We start from the raw sequence: 14,972 nt of genomic DNA on the forward strand, positions 1-14,972 counted from the left end.
GCTTGCGAGAGGCTACATCTTCAACAGGCGCTGGTTGATCGACGCTTCGATGCCAGCAACATCCAGCCCGCACTCAGCCAGCATCTGCGCTGGTTTGGCGTGCTCGACGTACACATCCGGCAGGCCCAGGTGCAGGACCGACTTGAGAATGTTCTCCCGCGCCAGGAACTCGCTGACCGCCGCGCCCGCGCCACCCATGATGGCGTTTTCTTCGATCGTCACGAGCAGGTCGTGGCTGCCGGCCATTTCGCGCACCAGTGACTCGTCCAGCGGTTTGACGAAGCGCATGTCGACCACGGTCGCATCAAGCTTCTCCGCCACGATTAGCGCTTCGGTCAACTGCACGCCGAACACCAGCATGGCGACGTTGCTGCCTTGACGGCGAACCACACCCTTGCCGATTTCCAGCGGTTCGAGACGGCTCTCGATCACGGCATTGGGACCGTTGCCGCGCGGGTAACGCACGGCTGCGGGGCCTTTGAACAGATGGCCGGTGGTGAGCATCTTGCGATGCTCGTTTTCATCGCTCGGCGTCATGACCAGCATGCCGGGGATGCAGCGCAGGTACGACAGATCGAAACTGCCGGCGTGGGTCGGGCCGTCTTCGCCCACCAGACCCGCGCGGTCGATGGCGAACAACACGTCCAGATTCTGCACGGCCACGTCATGAATCAGTTGGTCGTAACCGCGTTGCAGGAACGTCGAATAAATCGCCACAACCGGCTTGGCGCCTTCGCAGGCCATGCCCGCCGCCAGCGTCACCGCGTGCTGCTCGGCGATGGCGACGTCGAAATAGCGCTCCGGGAAACGTTCGCTGAACGCCACCAGATCCGAGCCTTCTTTCATGGCCGGCGTGATGCCGACCAGACGCTCGTCCGCTTCGGCCATGTCGCACAGCCACTGGCCGAACACGCCGGAATACTTGGGACCGCCGGCCTTTTTGGGCACGACAGGTGCGTTCAGCGGGTCAAGCTTGGTAATCGCGTGATAGCCGATCGGATCGACCTCGGCCGGCGCGAAGCCTTTGCCTTTCTTGGTGACCACGTGCAGGAACTGCGGACCCTTGAGGTCACGCATGTTGCGCAGGGTGGCGATCAGGATAGGCAAGTCGTGTCCGTCGATCGGACCGATGTAGTTCCAGCCGAGTTCTTCGAACAACGTGCCGGGGACCAGCATGCCTTTGGCATATTCCTCGGTACGACGGGCGATTTCCCACGCGCCGGGCAGACGCGACAGTACTTTCTTGCTGCCTTCGCGCATGCTCGTGTAAGTGCGGCTTGAGAGAATTTTCGCCAGATAATTCGACAGCCCGCCAACGTTGCGCGAGATCGACATGTCGTTGTCGTTGAGGATCACCAGCATGTCGGCGCTGACTTCGGGCGCGTGGTTCAGCGCCTCGAAGGCCATGCCGGCGGTCAGTGCGCCGTCGCCGATCACGGCAATGGACTTGCGCTCACTGCCTTGCAGCCGGGAGGCGATCGCCATGCCCAGCGCGGCGCTGATGGAGGTGCTGGAGTGACCGACGCCGAAGGTGTCGTATTCACTCTCGCTGCGACGCGGGAATGCCGCCACTCCGCCTTTCTGGCGCAGGGTCGACATGTGTTCGCGACGACCCGTGAGGATTTTGTGCGGGTACGCTTGGTGACCGACGTCCCAGACCAGCCGGTCGTCGGGGGTATCGAAGACGTAGTGCAAGGCCACGGTCAGTTCGATGACGCCGAGGCCGGCGCCGAAATGGCCGCCGGTCTGGCCGACGGTGTAGAGCAGCTCCAGGCGCAGTTCGTCAGCCAGGGCTTCAAGCTCTGCTTCACCTAAGCGGCGCAGGCCGTCCGGCGTCACTGCCTTGTCGAGCAGGGGCGTGGACGGGCGCTCGCGGGGAATCTCTTTGAACGTCGTGGGCATCAGGCGAATCGTTATAAGTAAAAGAGGCGGCAGTTTACCTGATGCATTGCCGGCTGCGCACGATGTGCAGCAACGGGATGTTCAGGGGCAACGATTGCCGGCGAAATCAGGCAGCGGCAGCAAGGCTGCCGACACCCGGTAAGTTTTATGACCTGCGCTCAGTTGCGGCGTTCGACGATATAACGCGCCAGGGCTCGCAAGGGTTCGGCCGATGCATCGAACGGTCGCAGGGCCACAAGGGCCTGGTCGCGCAACTCAAGTGCGTAATGTTTGGCTTCTTCCAGGCCCAGCAGCGCGGGGTAGGTCGGCTTGTCCCGGGCGATATCGGCGCCCTGGCGTTTGCCCAGCGTGGCGGTATCGCTCTCGACGTCGAGAATGTCGTCCTGCACCTGAAAGGCCAGGCCGATGGCGCGGGCGTAAATCTGCAGCGAATCGAGCTGGACCTGGGTTGCGTTGCCGCTGGCCAAGGCGCCGAGCCTGACGCTGGCTTCGATCAGTGCGCCGGTCTTGTGCCGGTGCATGAATTCCAGCGCCGTCTGGTCGAGCTTGAGTCCGACAGAGCCGAGATCAATGGCCTGTCCGCCGACCATGCCGGCAGGGCCGGATGCACGGGCGAGGGTGGCGACCATCTTCAGCCGGGTCTCGGCGTTCTGTGGGGTCAGTGCGTTATCGCTCAGTACGCTGAAGGCCAGGGTCTGCAGACCGTCGCCGGCGAGAATCGCGCAGGCTTCGTCGAAGGCTTTGTGGGTCGTGGGCAGGCCGCGACGCAAATCGTCGTCGTCCATGGCCGGCAGGTCGTCGTGCACCAGCGAATACGCGTGGATCAATTCGACGGCGCAGGCTGCGCCGTTGGCGTGCTCGGCGTTGCCGCCCAAGGCTTCGCAGGCGGCGTAGACCAGCAGCGGGCGCACGCGCTTGCCGCCATTGGTGACGCTGTAGCGCATGGCGGCGTAAAGGCGGGTCAATTCAGGGGCGGGCGCATCGAACAGCGTCTCCAGCGCCGCATTTACGCGAGCCTGGCTGAGTGCCTGATACGCCGCGATCATTCCGGCTGTTCCGCGTCGAACGGCTCTTCGGCCAGTTCGCCGTCGCGCTCCAGCAAGACCTGCACCTTCTGCTCGGCCTGGGCCAGTGCGCTCTGGCACTCGCGGGTCAGGCGGATGCCTTGTTCGAAGGCGGTCAGTGAGTCTTCCAGCGACAGCTCACCGTTCTCCAGACGCTCGACGAGCGTTTGCAAATCCGTGAGGGACTGTTCGAAATCCAGTGCAGCTTTCTTGCGGGCCATGGCGGCTATCCCGGTAGACGTTAAACCGGCGCGACACTAGCAGAGCGCACGCATCGGGGCAAATGAGAAGGGGTACGCAGGTGACGGCTTGCAGTGCATCACTCCCACAAGAATTGCATCAGCCTCGCGGATGTTGGCCGCAGATGATGGGCGTCTGGGAGTCGAGCTTGCTCGCGAAGGGGGCCGCACATCGGCTCAATCTTCAGCGGCTGAAATACCGTCTTCGCGAGCAAGCTCACTCCTACAGGATCTGCGCTTTCGCGCGACTGACTGTGCCTGCACGATCAACGCGTCGGCGCAGGCGCGGCGTCGATCTTCACCCGAAGCAGGCTGTAGGGCTTTTCGCGCAGGTCCTTGCCATCGTGGAAACCGGCCTGGCGCTGCAACTGGTTGGCGGTGAAATACAGATAGCCGTCCGGCCCGACCGACAACGTGTCCGGCCACAGCACGCGAGGGTCGTGAACGATGGTCTGCCAGCTGCCGTCCGCCAGGCGTTTGCGGATGCCGTTGTGCTCGTAGTCGCCGGCGTAGACCGCGCCGTTGGCGTCTGCTTCCAGGCCGTCGGACGCGCCTTTTTCGCCGAGGTCTTTGACCGCTGCGTTCAGTTGAGCCTCGCTGACGTTGGCATCACGCAGCATGGTGGTGGGCACCGCATACAGGTGGCGGCTGGAAAGCGCGCTGAAATACAGCGTTTTGCCGTCAGGGGACAGCGCGATGCCATCAGACGCAACGGCCATGGTTTTCGGCTTGCCGTCCGGGCCTTTGGTGACCAGGGCGGCCTGGCCTTCGACCACCGGCTTGAAGTCAGGGTCGGCCGAAGTGGATTTAGCGCCGCTCAAACGACGGGTCGCCTTGCCGCTGGCGATGTCCATGACGATGATCGCGCCAGGCCCGGAGACCGACGAATCTGTCACGTAAACCGTGCCTTCCTTGCCGTTGCGAAAATCAAAGCGCATGTCGTTGACGTAGGTGCTCGGCAGGATGACGTTGGCCGGGAAGACCAGGGTTTTGACCACTTTGTTACTGGCCAGATCAACCGCCACCAGCTTGGCGCCGCCGGCTTTTGGCGCGGCGAAATTCGGGGCGGCAGTGTCCAGCAGCCAGACGCGGCCCTGACCGTCGGCGACCACGCTCTGCACGCTGATCAGCCCTTTGGCCGGGTCTTTTGGGTCTTCTTTGTTGATGGCTGCATCGGGGTAGGCGACGACCTTGCCGTCACGGATTTCGCCCACGGTAAACGGCACGTCGTCGCCCCAATGCGGGTAGTTGACGAAGATGCGCCCGGTTTCCGTCACGGTCACGCCGGTGGGCATGGCGTCGTGAAAGGTGAACACCTGCTCAAGCTGACCGATGGTTTTCTCCGCCGGTGCATTGGCGGGTAGTGCGGTGGCGGTCGTGGCTGCGATGCCGGTCTGGCTGATCAAAGCGACTGACAGGGCCAGCGCTGACAACATCATGTTCTGCTTCATGGACACAAACGGCTCCCGGCCTGCCGCAGCAGGCCCTTCAAAAAATGGACAGGGTTAGAAACCTTCGAGAACGATCTTGCCCTTGGCCTTGCCGCTCTCGATCACGGCGTGGGCGCGGCGCAGGTTTTCGGCGTTGATCGCGCCGAAGTGCTCACCGAGGGTGGTCTTCAGCACGCCCTGGTCAATCAGGTCGGCGACGCGATTGAGCAGCTCATGCTGGGCGATCATGTCCGGGGTTTCGTAGAGCGAGCGGGTGAACATCAGTTCCCAGTGCAGCGACAGGGCCTTGCGTTTCATCGGGACGACGTCGAGGGATTTCGGGTCATCGATCAGCGCCAACTGGCCCTGTGGTTTCAACGCCTCAATCAGCTGCGTGAAGTACGAATCAGTGTGGGTCAGGCTGGCGACATGGCTCACCTGACCGACGCCGATCTGATTCAGTTGCTCGACCAGCGGCTGGCTGTGATCGATGACGTGGTGGGCGCCCAGGCTTTCGACCCATTCGCGGGTTTCCGGACGGGACGCTGTACCGATCACGGTCAGTTTGGTCAGTTGGCGGGCCAGTTGCACCAGAATTGACCCGACGCCACCACCGGCACCGATGATCAACAGGCTGTCACCTTCGCCGCCGCCTTCTTTAACGCCCAGACGGTCAAAGAGCAATTCCCAGGCGGTGATCGAGGTCAGCGGCAGCGCGGCGGCGTGGGCGTTGTCGAGGCTCTTGGGTTTGTGCCCGACGATGCGCTCGTCGACGAGGTGGAATTCGCTGTAGCTGCCCGGACGGGCGATGGAGCCGGCGTAGAACACTTCGTCCCCGGCTTTGAACAGCGTGACGTCCCTTCCCGTTTCGCGAACGACGCCGACGGCGTCCCAGCCAACCACTTTGGGTTCGGTGACGGCAGAGCCGGCGCGGATTTTGGTGTCGACCGGGTTCACCGAAATCGCTTTGACTTCGACCAGCAAATCCCGAGGGCCGGGCGTTGGCTTGGGCAGGTCCATGTCCAGCAGCGCGTTGGGGTCTTCAATGGGCAGACCGTGCTGGGTGAAGGCGATGGCTTTCATGGCGATCTCTCTAGTCAGTGGACAAAAGGTGGCTGAAACGTTGGACCCATCTTGTTCTTGTTCGTTGGGCAGAAAAACCCGCAGAATCCGGCAACACTTTCACGGCTGGAGTGAAAATGATCCGCATCGACGACCTGACCCTTTTCGTCCGCACCGCCGCGCTGGGTAGCTTTTCCAATGCTGCGCGGGAGGTGGATCTGTTGCCGGGGCAAGTCGCCGCGGCCATCAAGCGCCTCGAACGAGAGCTGGATATCCGCCTGTTTGCCCGTTCGACGCGCAGCCTGCGCCTCACCGCTGAAGGCGAGCAGTACCTGCCGACCGCCCAGACGGTGCTCGATGCCTTACGGGATGGCCGGGAAAAGCTGCAGCGGGAAAGCGCTGAGCTGCAAGGTACGCTGCAAGTGGCGGCGCCTTCGGATCTGGGGCGAAACATGCTGCTGCCCTGGCTGACGGATTTTCGCAGTCAGCACCCCGCGCTGAATCTGCGCCTGTTTATCTCCGATCAAGTGGCCGATCTGTTTCGCGATCCGGTGGACGTTGCGATTCGCTACGGCGTGATCGAAGACGCTAACTACATCGCGTTGGCGCTGGCGCCGTGGAATCGCCGAGTGCTGGTGGCATCGCCCGAGTATCTGGCGCGCAAGGGCCGACCCGTGGTCTCCGACGACTTGCTGCGCCATGAGTGCTTGCTGTTCACCCTGGCGGGCCGGGTATATGACAAGTGGCGGCTCGGTGGCCGGGTGTTCTCGGTGTCAGGCCCGTTGCTCACCGATGACGCTGATCTGGTGAGACGCTGGGCGGTGGCGGGGCAGGGTGTGGCGTACAAGTCGTGGCTGGATGTCTGCGAGGACGTCCGCGCCGGGCGGCTGGAACTGTTGCTGCCGGATTACCCGGGCGAGCCAACCCCGCTCAACCTGGTCTGCCCGCACCGCAAACAGTTTTCCCCGGCGGTGCAACAGCTGCACTCGCTGTTGAAAAACCGCCTTGCCGGCATGGAAAAGGGGTTGCCGGCGTTGTTGTGAGTGCTGTCCAACCCTCTGCGTCCATGGCGCAACTCTCGGCACAATGATGTCCCTGTGGGAGCGTGGCTTGTCCCGCGATCGGCTGCAAAGCAGCCGTAAATTGACTACCTCGGGAAACCTTCCACACCCAGATGACAGGTTTTGCGACGACTTCGTCGCCGATCGCGGGACAAGCCGCGCTCCTACACGAGCGCGCGCGGCTGCTCAATGGGAATGCCGCGGCTCGCCGCTGCGTGCAATCACCCGCAAATGCAACGTCGCCGGCTCCAGGCATCCGCCGGTGGATAACTGCCCCACCAACTGCCGATACAGCTCCTGCCACGGGGTTTGCGAGGCCGGCATCTTCGGCTCGAACAGCGCGCGGCGTGCGGCCATTTCCTCGTCGCTGACCAGCACGTTGACGCTGCGGTTGTTCAAATCCACGCGCAGCCGGTCGTTGGTTTTCAGCAGCGCCAGGCCACCGCCCACCGCTGCTTCTGGCGACATATTCAGGATCGAAGGGCTGGCCGAGGTGCCGCTCTGCCGGCCATCGCCCAGGCACGGCAACGAGTCGATGCCCTGTTTGATCAGCGCAGACGGCGGCGCCATGTTCACCACTTCGGCGCTGCCGGGATAACCGACCGTGCCAGCGCCACGGATCACCAGAATGCAGCGCTCGTCGATTTCCAGCGAAGGATCGTTGATCCGCGCGTGATAGTCCTCCGGCCCCTCGAACACGATCGCTCGCGCCTCGAAACTGTTCTCCGCGCCGGGCTCGGACAGGTAGGTCTTGCGGAACGCCTCGCCGACCACCGACATCTTCATGATCGCGCTGTCGAAAAAATTACCGCTCAACACGATAAAGCCCGCGCGGTGTTTGAGCGGGTCTTCGTACGGACGAATCACGTCGGTGTCGTGGGCGACGGCGTTGCGCACGATGTCACCGATGGTTTTGCCGGAGACCGTGCCGCAGTCTTCATGCAGCTTGCCCGCCTTCTGCAGCTCGTGCATCACCGCCGGCACGCCGCCTGCGCGGTGGAAGCCTTCGCCCAGATACTTCCCGGCCGGCATGCAATTGACCAGCAACGGCACGTCTTCGCCGATGCGCTGCCAGTCGTCGAGGCTTAACTCGACGCCCATGTGCCGGGCGATGGCGATCAGGTGCGGCGGGCAGTTGCTTGAAGCGCCCAACGCGGAGGCGACCGCGATTGCGTTTTCAAAGGCTTCGCGGGTCATGATCTGCGAAGGGCGCACGTCTTCGCGGACCAGACCGCAGATGCGTTTGCCGGTCATGTAGGCCATCTGCCCGCGCTCGCGGTACGCCGCCGGAATGCTCGCGCAACCCGGCAGCGACATGCCCAGTGCTTCGGCCAGCGCGTTCATCGAAAGCGCCGTGCCCATGGTGTTGCAGTGGCCCACCGACGGCGACGCGGCGGTGGTCATTTCCATGAAGCCTTCGTAATTAATCTCGCCGGCCGCCATTAAATTCCGCGCGTGCCACAGCACCGTGCCGGAACCGATCAATTCGCCCTTGTGGCGACCGTCGAGCATCGGCCCGCCGGACAACACGATGGCCGGCAGGTCGGTGGTCGCCGCTGCCATCAGGCAGGCCGGCGTGGTTTTGTCGCAACCGGTGGTCAGAACGACGCCATCCAGCGGGTAGCCGTGAAGAATTTCCACCAGCCCGAGGTACGCCAGGTTTCGGTCCAGGGCCGCGGTCGGCCGGCGCGTCTGCTCGGCCATCGGGTGCACCGGAAACTCCATCGGAATGCCGCCTGCATCACGGATGCCGGCTTTGACCCGCTGGGCGAGCTCAAGGTGATGACGGTTGCAGGGCGCCAGATCAGAACCCGTCTGGGCGATGCCGATGATCGGTCGGCCCGATTGCAGCTCCTCGCGGGTCAGGCCGTAGTTCATGTAGCGCTCGACGTACAGCGCCGTCATGTCAGCGTGTTCCGGATCATCGAACCATTGCTGGCTGCGAAGGGGGCGTTTCGGCGTGTCGGACATGGTTCGGGTCTCTCTTGGAATTAGGTGTGCTGCGTAGGTGTTCAGCGTTACAACAAACCGCGCACGGCAAGATTGCGTATCAACGCGCCGACGCCGAACCTCCACGGCGCCGCGTCACTGCTGTGGGTCACCTCATTGTGCAGCCCGCCGAGCAGGCTGCTGCTGATACTGACCTGATCGCCCAACTTGTGGGTGAAACCACCGCCGGCATGGTCACGGTCGGCGGTCGGGGCGAAGAGGGTACCGAGAAACAGCAGGAAGCCGTCCGGGTATTGATGGTTGGCGTTGAGCGCCTGTCCAGCAATGTCGGCCGGATCGCGGCTGATCTGCGACATCGAGCTTGAGCCTTTCATCACGTAGCCGTCATCGCCTTTTACCTGCAGATCGACCACGCAGTTGCGCACGTCATCCAGGGAGAAGGTTTCGTCGAACAGCCGAATGAACGGGCCGATGGAGCACGAGGCGTTATTGTCCTTTGCCTTGCTCAGCAGCAGCGCGCTGCGGCCTTCGAAGTCACGCAGATTGACGTCGTTACCCAAGGTCGCGCCGTGGATGTGCCCGCGGCTGTTCACCGCCAGCACCACTTCCGGCTCGGGGTTGTTCCACTCGGATTTCGGATGAATGCCCACCTGGCTGCCGCTGCCCACTGCCGCCAGCACCGGCGCTTTGGTGAAAATCTCGGCGTCCGGGCCGATGCCGACTTCAAGGTACTGCGACCACATGCCTTGCTCGATCAGCAGCGCCTTGAGTGTGCGGGCTTGTTCGGAGCCCGGTTTGATGTTGCGCAGGTTGTCGCCAATCGCGTTCTGCACGATGGCGCGCACGCTCTCCGCCTTGGCCGGGTCGCCCGCCGCTTGTTCCTCGATCACCCGTTCGATCATGCTCGCCGCGAAGGTGACGCCGGCGGCCTTGATCACTTGCAGGTCCGCCGGTGCCAGCAAGTATGGTTTGTTGGGATCGGGCGTTGCGGTCGAATTCGCCAGCAATTCTTCGAGACTGGCGACGCGCGTACCCTGGGCTTCGCGAACGGCGGCCAATGGCGAGTCGACCTCCAGCAAGTCGCTCAACGTGGCGAAGCTCGACGAAAGATCGAACACCCCGTCGCTACGCACCACCACGGGCGACGGGCCGCCAACTTTACCGGGCACCCAGGCGCGGCCGATCAGCGTGCCATTCAGGCCGTCGGCGGGGAGGGTGTTTTCGGGAGTGAGCTGAATTGGCATGGTGAAGTCCTCAACGCTTTTTATGATTTATAAACGACCCTAATCAGCGCCGTCGATAAACTCCAATGACATCTGCTCAAGAATCGATAACATTGGGTTATCGCTTATTGAGGCCGCGCTCATGTCGGACATTTCATTTTCCACGGTCTGTAACTGGCTCAAGTTCAAGCATCTGGTGCTCATCGAAACCCTCGCGCGCACTCGCAACATGCACGCGGCGGCGCAACACATGAACCTCAGCCAACCGGCGGTGAGCAAAATGCTGCGCGAGATCGAGCGGCTGCTGGGTTTTGATGTGTTCGAGCGTCTGCCGCGGAACATGCCGCCGACCGCCCTCGGTGAACACGTGGTGCGCTATGCGCAGATCGCCCTGAACGACGCGAGCAAGTTCGTTGATCAGATCAGCAGTCTGCGCGAGGGCGGGCATGGTTTCCTGAAGGTGGGGGCGATCTTCGCGGCGACTGCGGTGGTGCTGCCGGAAGCCATCGTGCAGTTGAAAGCGCGCTGGCCGCTGCTGTCGATCGAGGTGGTTGAGCAGACCAGCGACCATTTAATGGAAATGCTCGACGACAAGAAGCTTGATCTCGCGGTGGCGCGCTACACCAACGAAAACCAACAGCAGGTGTATGACTTTCAGGCGCTGGCGCCGGAGCCATTCTGCATGGTCGTCAACAGTCGTCACCCGCTGATCGAATTGCCGCAGACGCCGCTGCAAGCGCTCGGAAGCTGGCCATGGATTCTGTATCCGCTGGGCACGCCGATTCGCGCACGGATGGAGCAGGCCTTCGCCAAAGCCGGCATCCCCACCCCAAAGAACACCATCGACACCATCTCCATGCAGACCTTTCTCCAGGTGCTGCAGGCAGGGCCGATGATCGCCATGTTGCCAGCCTCGATGGCGCAGCCGCATCTGGATTCCGGTTTGCTGAAAGTGCTGAATACGCCGCTGAAACTGGCGCCCCAGGATTACGGAATTCTCACCCGCCGTGGTGAGCCGTTACTCGGAGCTGCATCGGAATTTGCCGAGATCCTGCTGGCAAATGCGCGGCTGGCCCATCAATAGGCGATAACGCGGCGTTATCAATCAATGGAAACAAGTCATTATCCTAATCAATGCCGTTGTCAGTAACATCGGCCCGCGTTTCGACCCTCACATAACAACAATACAGGCGCCCTCGAGTGCCTGGAGGTCCCACCATGGAAACCGTATCCCAGCGCCTGCCCGAGTCCTCGGGTCCCGGGCACGCCAGCTTTGAAGACCGCACCTACCGCAAAGTCATCCTTCGCATCCTTCCCGTCCTGCTCCTGTGTTACATGGCGGCCTACCTCGACCGCGTCAACATCGGCTTCGCCAAGCTGGACATGCTCAACGACCTGCAATTCAGCAACACCATCTATGCCCTCGGCGCGAGCATGTTCTTCTGGGGCTATTTCCTCTTCGAAGTCCCGAGCAACCTGTTGCTGCATCGCTTCGGCGCGCGGTTCTGGATTGCCCGGATCATGCTCACCTGGGCCATCGTGTCCATGGCCGTCGCGTTTACCGTGCCGCTGGCGAAGTTTTTCCACATCGAGTCGGAAACCATGTTCTACGTGCTGCGCTTCTTGCTCGGCATCTGTGAGGCAGGCTTCTTTCCCGGCGTCATCCTTTACCTCAACTACTGGTTTCCTACCCGTCGGCAGAGCCGGGTGATGGCGGGTTTCCTGATGGCGATGCCGATCAGTCTGACGCTGGGCGGTGTGATTTCCGGCTGGCTGATGACCCGAATGCAGGGCGTCAACGGCATGGCCGGCTGGCAGTGGCTGCTGATCATCGAAGGCCTGCCTTCGGTGGTAATGGCCTTCGTGGTGCTGGCGTTCATGGCCAATAACATCGACTCGGCCAAATGGCTGTCGCCCCAGGAAAAGGCCATGCTCAAGGCCAACCTCGAGAGCGACAGCAAAGGCAAGGCGACGAATTTGCGCGAGGTGTTTTTCAACGGACGCGTGTGGCTGCTGGTGCTGATCCTGCTGACGTTCAACACCGGGTTCTACGGGCTGGCGTTCTGGATGCCATCGATCATCAAAAGCGCCGGCGTCTCCAACCCGATGGACATTGGCCTGCTGACGGCCATTCCCTATGGCATCGCCGTGATCGCCATGACCCTCAACGCGCGGCACTCCAACAAGACTGGCGAGCGCCGGTGGCACGCAGCGATTCCGGCGATCATCGGCGGCATCGGCTTGATCCTCAGCGCCTACTTCGCCAGCAACGTGGTGCTGTCGATCATCTTCCTCAGCGTGTCCGCGTCCGGCGTGCTGAGCCTGATGCCGATCTACTGGACCCTCCCGGGCACCGTGCTGTCCGGCGTCGCGGCCGCTGCGGGGATCGGCATGATCAACGCCATCGGCAACCTGTCCGGCTTCACCGGTTCGATGATCACCGCCGTCGCCGAGAACCTCACCGGCAACATCAACAACGGCACCTACGTGCTGGGCGCCTGCTTGTTCATCAGCGCGGGGCTGATTCTTTCCATCCCACGGGCGATGCTGGGCAATCACAAGGCCGAAGCGCCTGCGCGGGGCGAGGTGCTTTCTCACGCGTAGACGAGAATCAGGGCCTGCCATCGCCAGCCGCGATGGCAGGCTCGTCATTGCCTGATATACGCCACTCTTGGTCACTCCTAGCATCGGTCGCACATGACCTCGCCGTCGGCGAAATGGAGAAGACCCTGTGAGAAATTTCCGGATTGGCCAGATCGTCCCCAGCTCCAACACCACCATGGAAACCGAGATCCCGGCGATGCTCACGTCGCGGTACTCCCTGTTTCCGGACGAGCGCTTCACCTTCCACTCCTCCCGCATGCGCATGATGAAAGTCAGCCCCGAAGAACTGAAGAAGATGGACATCGACAGCGACCGCTGCGCGCTGGAATTGAGCGATGCGCGGGTCGATGTCATGGCGTATGCCTGCCTGGTGGCAATCATGTGCCAGGGCGCCGGCTACCATAAAGTCTCCCAGGAGCGCTTGAGCAAAACCGTCGCTACCAACGCCTCCGACGCACCGGTGCTCAGCTCGGCCGGCGCGCTGATCGACAGCCTGCAGATGCTCAACTACAAGAAAGTGTCGATCATCACGCCCTACATGAAGCCACTCACCCAACAGGTCATCGACTACATCGAAGCGGCCGGAATCGAGGTGGTGGACGCCATCAGCCTGGAAGTCTCCGACAACCTGCAAGTCGGTCGCCTCGACCCGATGGATCTGGTTTCCCACGCCGACCGGCTCAACATCGGGCAAGCCGATGGCGTCGTGCTGTCGTGCTGCGTGCAGATGCCGTCGCTGCCCGCCATCCAGGTCGTACAGGATCGGCTGGATAAGCCGGTGCTGTCCGCGTCCGTGGCGACCGTCTACCAGATGCTTAAAACCCTCGGCCTCAAAGCGCAGGTTCCCAACGCCGGCCATCTGTTATCCGGCGCGTTCTGAGGCGATGCCTGACGGGGTACTATGGCGGCCACTCAGGCCAGCACGCCCGGTACCCCACATGAAACTCGACCTTGTCTCGCTGCGCCTCTTCGTCAGCGTCGTCGAAGAAGGCACCATCGCTGCCGCTGCCAAGCGCGAACACATCGCGGCGGCGGCCGTCAGCAAGCGGCTCAGCGAACTGGAAGAGCTGCTCGACTCGCGACTGCTCACCCGCACCAATAAAGGCATCACGCCGACCGACGCCGGCCTGTCGCTGTTGTTCATGGCCCGCAGCGCACTGAACAACCTCAACGACATCGTCCTGCAGATGCGCGACTACTCCAACGGCACGCGCGGCTCGGTGCACGTGCTGGCGAACATCTCCGCGATCACCCAATTCATGCCCGGCTTGATCAAGTCGTTCATGGCGCTGTACCCGCTCATCAACATCGTCCTCGAAGAACAACAAAGCCTGGCGATCACCAAAGCCGTCGCCGAAAACCGCGCCGAGATCGGCATATTCACGCGCTTGCCCCATGGCGCCGACATCGAGGTCTTCCCGTTCCGCACTGATCGCCTCGTATTGATCGTACCCAACGACCACCCGCTGGCAGGCCGCGAATCTGTTCGTTTCAGCGACACCCTCGACCACGAATACGTCGCCCTGCGCAGCGGCACCCACCTGAATTTCCAGCTGATCAAAGCCGCCAATGACCTCGGCCGCTCCCTGAGAATCCGCATGGAGGTCGCCAGCTATGACGCTTTGAGCCTGATGGTTCAGGCAGGCGTCGGCATCGGCGTCATGCCCGAGGGCAGCGTAGGGATTTACCGAATGGACGGTGCGAAAGTGGTTCAGCTGGAAGAGGAATGGGCCAGTCGTGAACTCAACGTTTGTGTGAGATCAAGGGAGGGTTTGTCGGTGGCGGGGGCGTTGTTTTTGCGGCATGTGTTGGCGGGGTGAGGATCATCGCCGGTATCCTCGACCATCGCCGAATGGACCCTATGACATGCTGATTTTTGATTGCACCCAGCACGCCGCTGATTTCTTCTCCAAGAAAGTGAAGGGCAAGATCATCAGCGCTGTGCAGCCCTCCGCCGCTGCCCAATCGCTGGCAACTGCACGTCACCAAATTCGGCAGGACTCATGTCCTGCTCGCCATGAAAGTCGACACGCGCTACGCGATGATGTTTGTGGGTCTGAAACCCAACGACGTGCAGGGTTTTCTGCAGCAGTTCAACGCTCGATACCTTCTTGAAGTGCTTGTGTTGGCGGGTAATGTTCGCGGGCAAATTCCGCCTCAGGCTGAGCTCCAGCGACACGTCGACGTGTGGGAAGAAAGCCTCCAACCCGTACATTTTTTCAAGCGTAGCGACCGAAGCGTTCAGGCGCATATCAATGATGTGCTCTACATGGCTGCATACGATGCCTACGAAGGAGAAGGGCTGCCAGTTGAGGCGCCGGATCTCATCGCTTTCGGTGAGGTGCCCAACGGGATGTTCGAACAATCAGGGGCGGGGATTACTTCATTCCGGCTGAGCTGGAGCTGAAGCAGGCTTTTCCGAGGTTCGGAATGGTGA

Annotated in this window: 13 protein-coding genes; 6 read left to right on the forward strand and 7 right to left on the reverse strand. The window is 62.0% G+C overall.

The window, feature by feature from the left end; genetic code table 11:
* Nucleotides 1-12: 12 nt before the first annotated feature.
* From dxs to SLW74_RS19610, 5 genes are all read right to left on the reverse strand, one after another.
* Nucleotides 13-1,902, reverse strand: a complete 1,890-nt coding sequence (gene dxs / locus SLW74_RS19590) for a 1-deoxy-D-xylulose-5-phosphate synthase (RefSeq protein WP_410929810.1) — start codon at nt 1,900-1,902, stop codon at nt 13-15.
* Between the two features lie 158 nt (nt 1,903-2,060).
* The gene (gene ispA, locus SLW74_RS19595; protein ID WP_410929811.1) at nt 2,061-2,948 is read right to left on the reverse strand and encodes a polyprenyl synthetase family protein; all 888 of its coding nucleotides are present in this window, start codon (nt 2,946-2,948) and stop codon (nt 2,061-2,063) included.
* Nucleotides 2,945-3,187 carry an exodeoxyribonuclease VII small subunit gene (locus SLW74_RS19600; protein WP_062384761.1) on the reverse strand — a complete coding sequence of 81 codons (243 nt, stop codon included), beginning with the start codon at nt 3,185-3,187 and terminating at the stop codon, nt 2,945-2,947. Before SLW74_RS19600 ends, ispA begins: the two co-directional genes overlap by 4 nt.
* 284 nt (nt 3,188-3,471) lie before the next feature.
* Complete coding sequence (locus tag SLW74_RS19605; RefSeq protein WP_410929869.1) at nt 3,472-4,641, reverse strand: L-dopachrome tautomerase-related protein; 1,170 nt, start codon at nt 4,639-4,641, stop codon at nt 3,472-3,474.
* 69 nt (nt 4,642-4,710) lie between these two features.
* Nucleotides 4,711-5,718, reverse strand: coding sequence for a zinc-binding alcohol dehydrogenase family protein (locus SLW74_RS19610; RefSeq protein WP_065988420.1), 1,008 nt, complete (start codon nt 5,716-5,718; stop codon nt 4,711-4,713).
* Nucleotides 5,719-5,834: 116 nt separating this feature from the next.
* Here SLW74_RS19610 and SLW74_RS19615 point away from each other — a divergent pair, with 116 nt between their 5' ends.
* Nucleotides 5,835-6,740 carry a LysR family transcriptional regulator gene (locus tag SLW74_RS19615; RefSeq protein WP_296313260.1) on the forward strand — a complete coding sequence of 302 codons (906 nt, stop codon included), beginning with the start codon at nt 5,835-5,837 and terminating at the stop codon, nt 6,738-6,740.
* Between the two features lie 204 nt (nt 6,741-6,944).
* Here SLW74_RS19615 and SLW74_RS19620 read toward each other — a convergent pair whose 3' ends face one another.
* The gene (locus SLW74_RS19620) at nt 6,945-8,729 is read right to left on the reverse strand and encodes an IlvD/Edd family dehydratase (protein WP_410929812.1); all 1,785 of its coding nucleotides are present in this window, start codon (nt 8,727-8,729) and stop codon (nt 6,945-6,947) included.
* Between the two features lie 47 nt (nt 8,730-8,776).
* Nucleotides 8,777-9,952, reverse strand: coding sequence for a fumarylacetoacetate hydrolase family protein (locus SLW74_RS19625; RefSeq protein ID WP_410929813.1), 1,176 nt, complete (start codon nt 9,950-9,952; stop codon nt 8,777-8,779).
* 121 nt (nt 9,953-10,073) lie between these two features.
* Here SLW74_RS19625 and SLW74_RS19630 point away from each other — a divergent pair, with 121 nt between their 5' ends.
* From SLW74_RS19630 to SLW74_RS19650, 5 genes are all read left to right on the forward strand, one after another.
* Nucleotides 10,074-11,015, forward strand: coding sequence for a LysR family transcriptional regulator (locus SLW74_RS19630; RefSeq protein ID WP_192133480.1), 942 nt, complete (start codon nt 10,074-10,076; stop codon nt 11,013-11,015).
* Nucleotides 11,016-11,149: 134 nt separating this feature from the next.
* Nucleotides 11,150-12,535: an MFS transporter gene (locus SLW74_RS19635; protein WP_410929814.1), complete on the forward strand. Its 1,386-nt coding sequence runs from the start codon at nt 11,150-11,152 to the stop codon at nt 12,533-12,535.
* Nucleotides 12,536-12,662: 127 nt separating this feature from the next.
* Complete coding sequence (locus tag SLW74_RS19640) at nt 12,663-13,415, forward strand: Asp/Glu racemase (protein ID WP_410929815.1); 753 nt, start codon at nt 12,663-12,665, stop codon at nt 13,413-13,415.
* Nucleotides 13,416-13,473: 58 nt separating this feature from the next.
* The gene (locus SLW74_RS19645) at nt 13,474-14,355 is read left to right on the forward strand and encodes a LysR family transcriptional regulator (protein WP_410929816.1); all 882 of its coding nucleotides are present in this window, start codon (nt 13,474-13,476) and stop codon (nt 14,353-14,355) included.
* Between the two features lie 155 nt (nt 14,356-14,510).
* Nucleotides 14,511-14,942 (forward strand): DUF6933 domain-containing protein, encoded by a 432-nt coding sequence (locus SLW74_RS19650; RefSeq protein ID WP_410929870.1) that lies wholly within the window; start codon nt 14,511-14,513, stop codon nt 14,940-14,942.
* Nucleotides 14,943-14,972 lie beyond the last annotated feature (30 nt).

Source organism: Pseudomonas sp. W5-36, assembly GCF_046540455.1.
In the GTDB taxonomy this organism is placed as follows: domain Bacteria; phylum Pseudomonadota; class Gammaproteobacteria; order Pseudomonadales; family Pseudomonadaceae; genus Aquipseudomonas; species Aquipseudomonas graminis_B.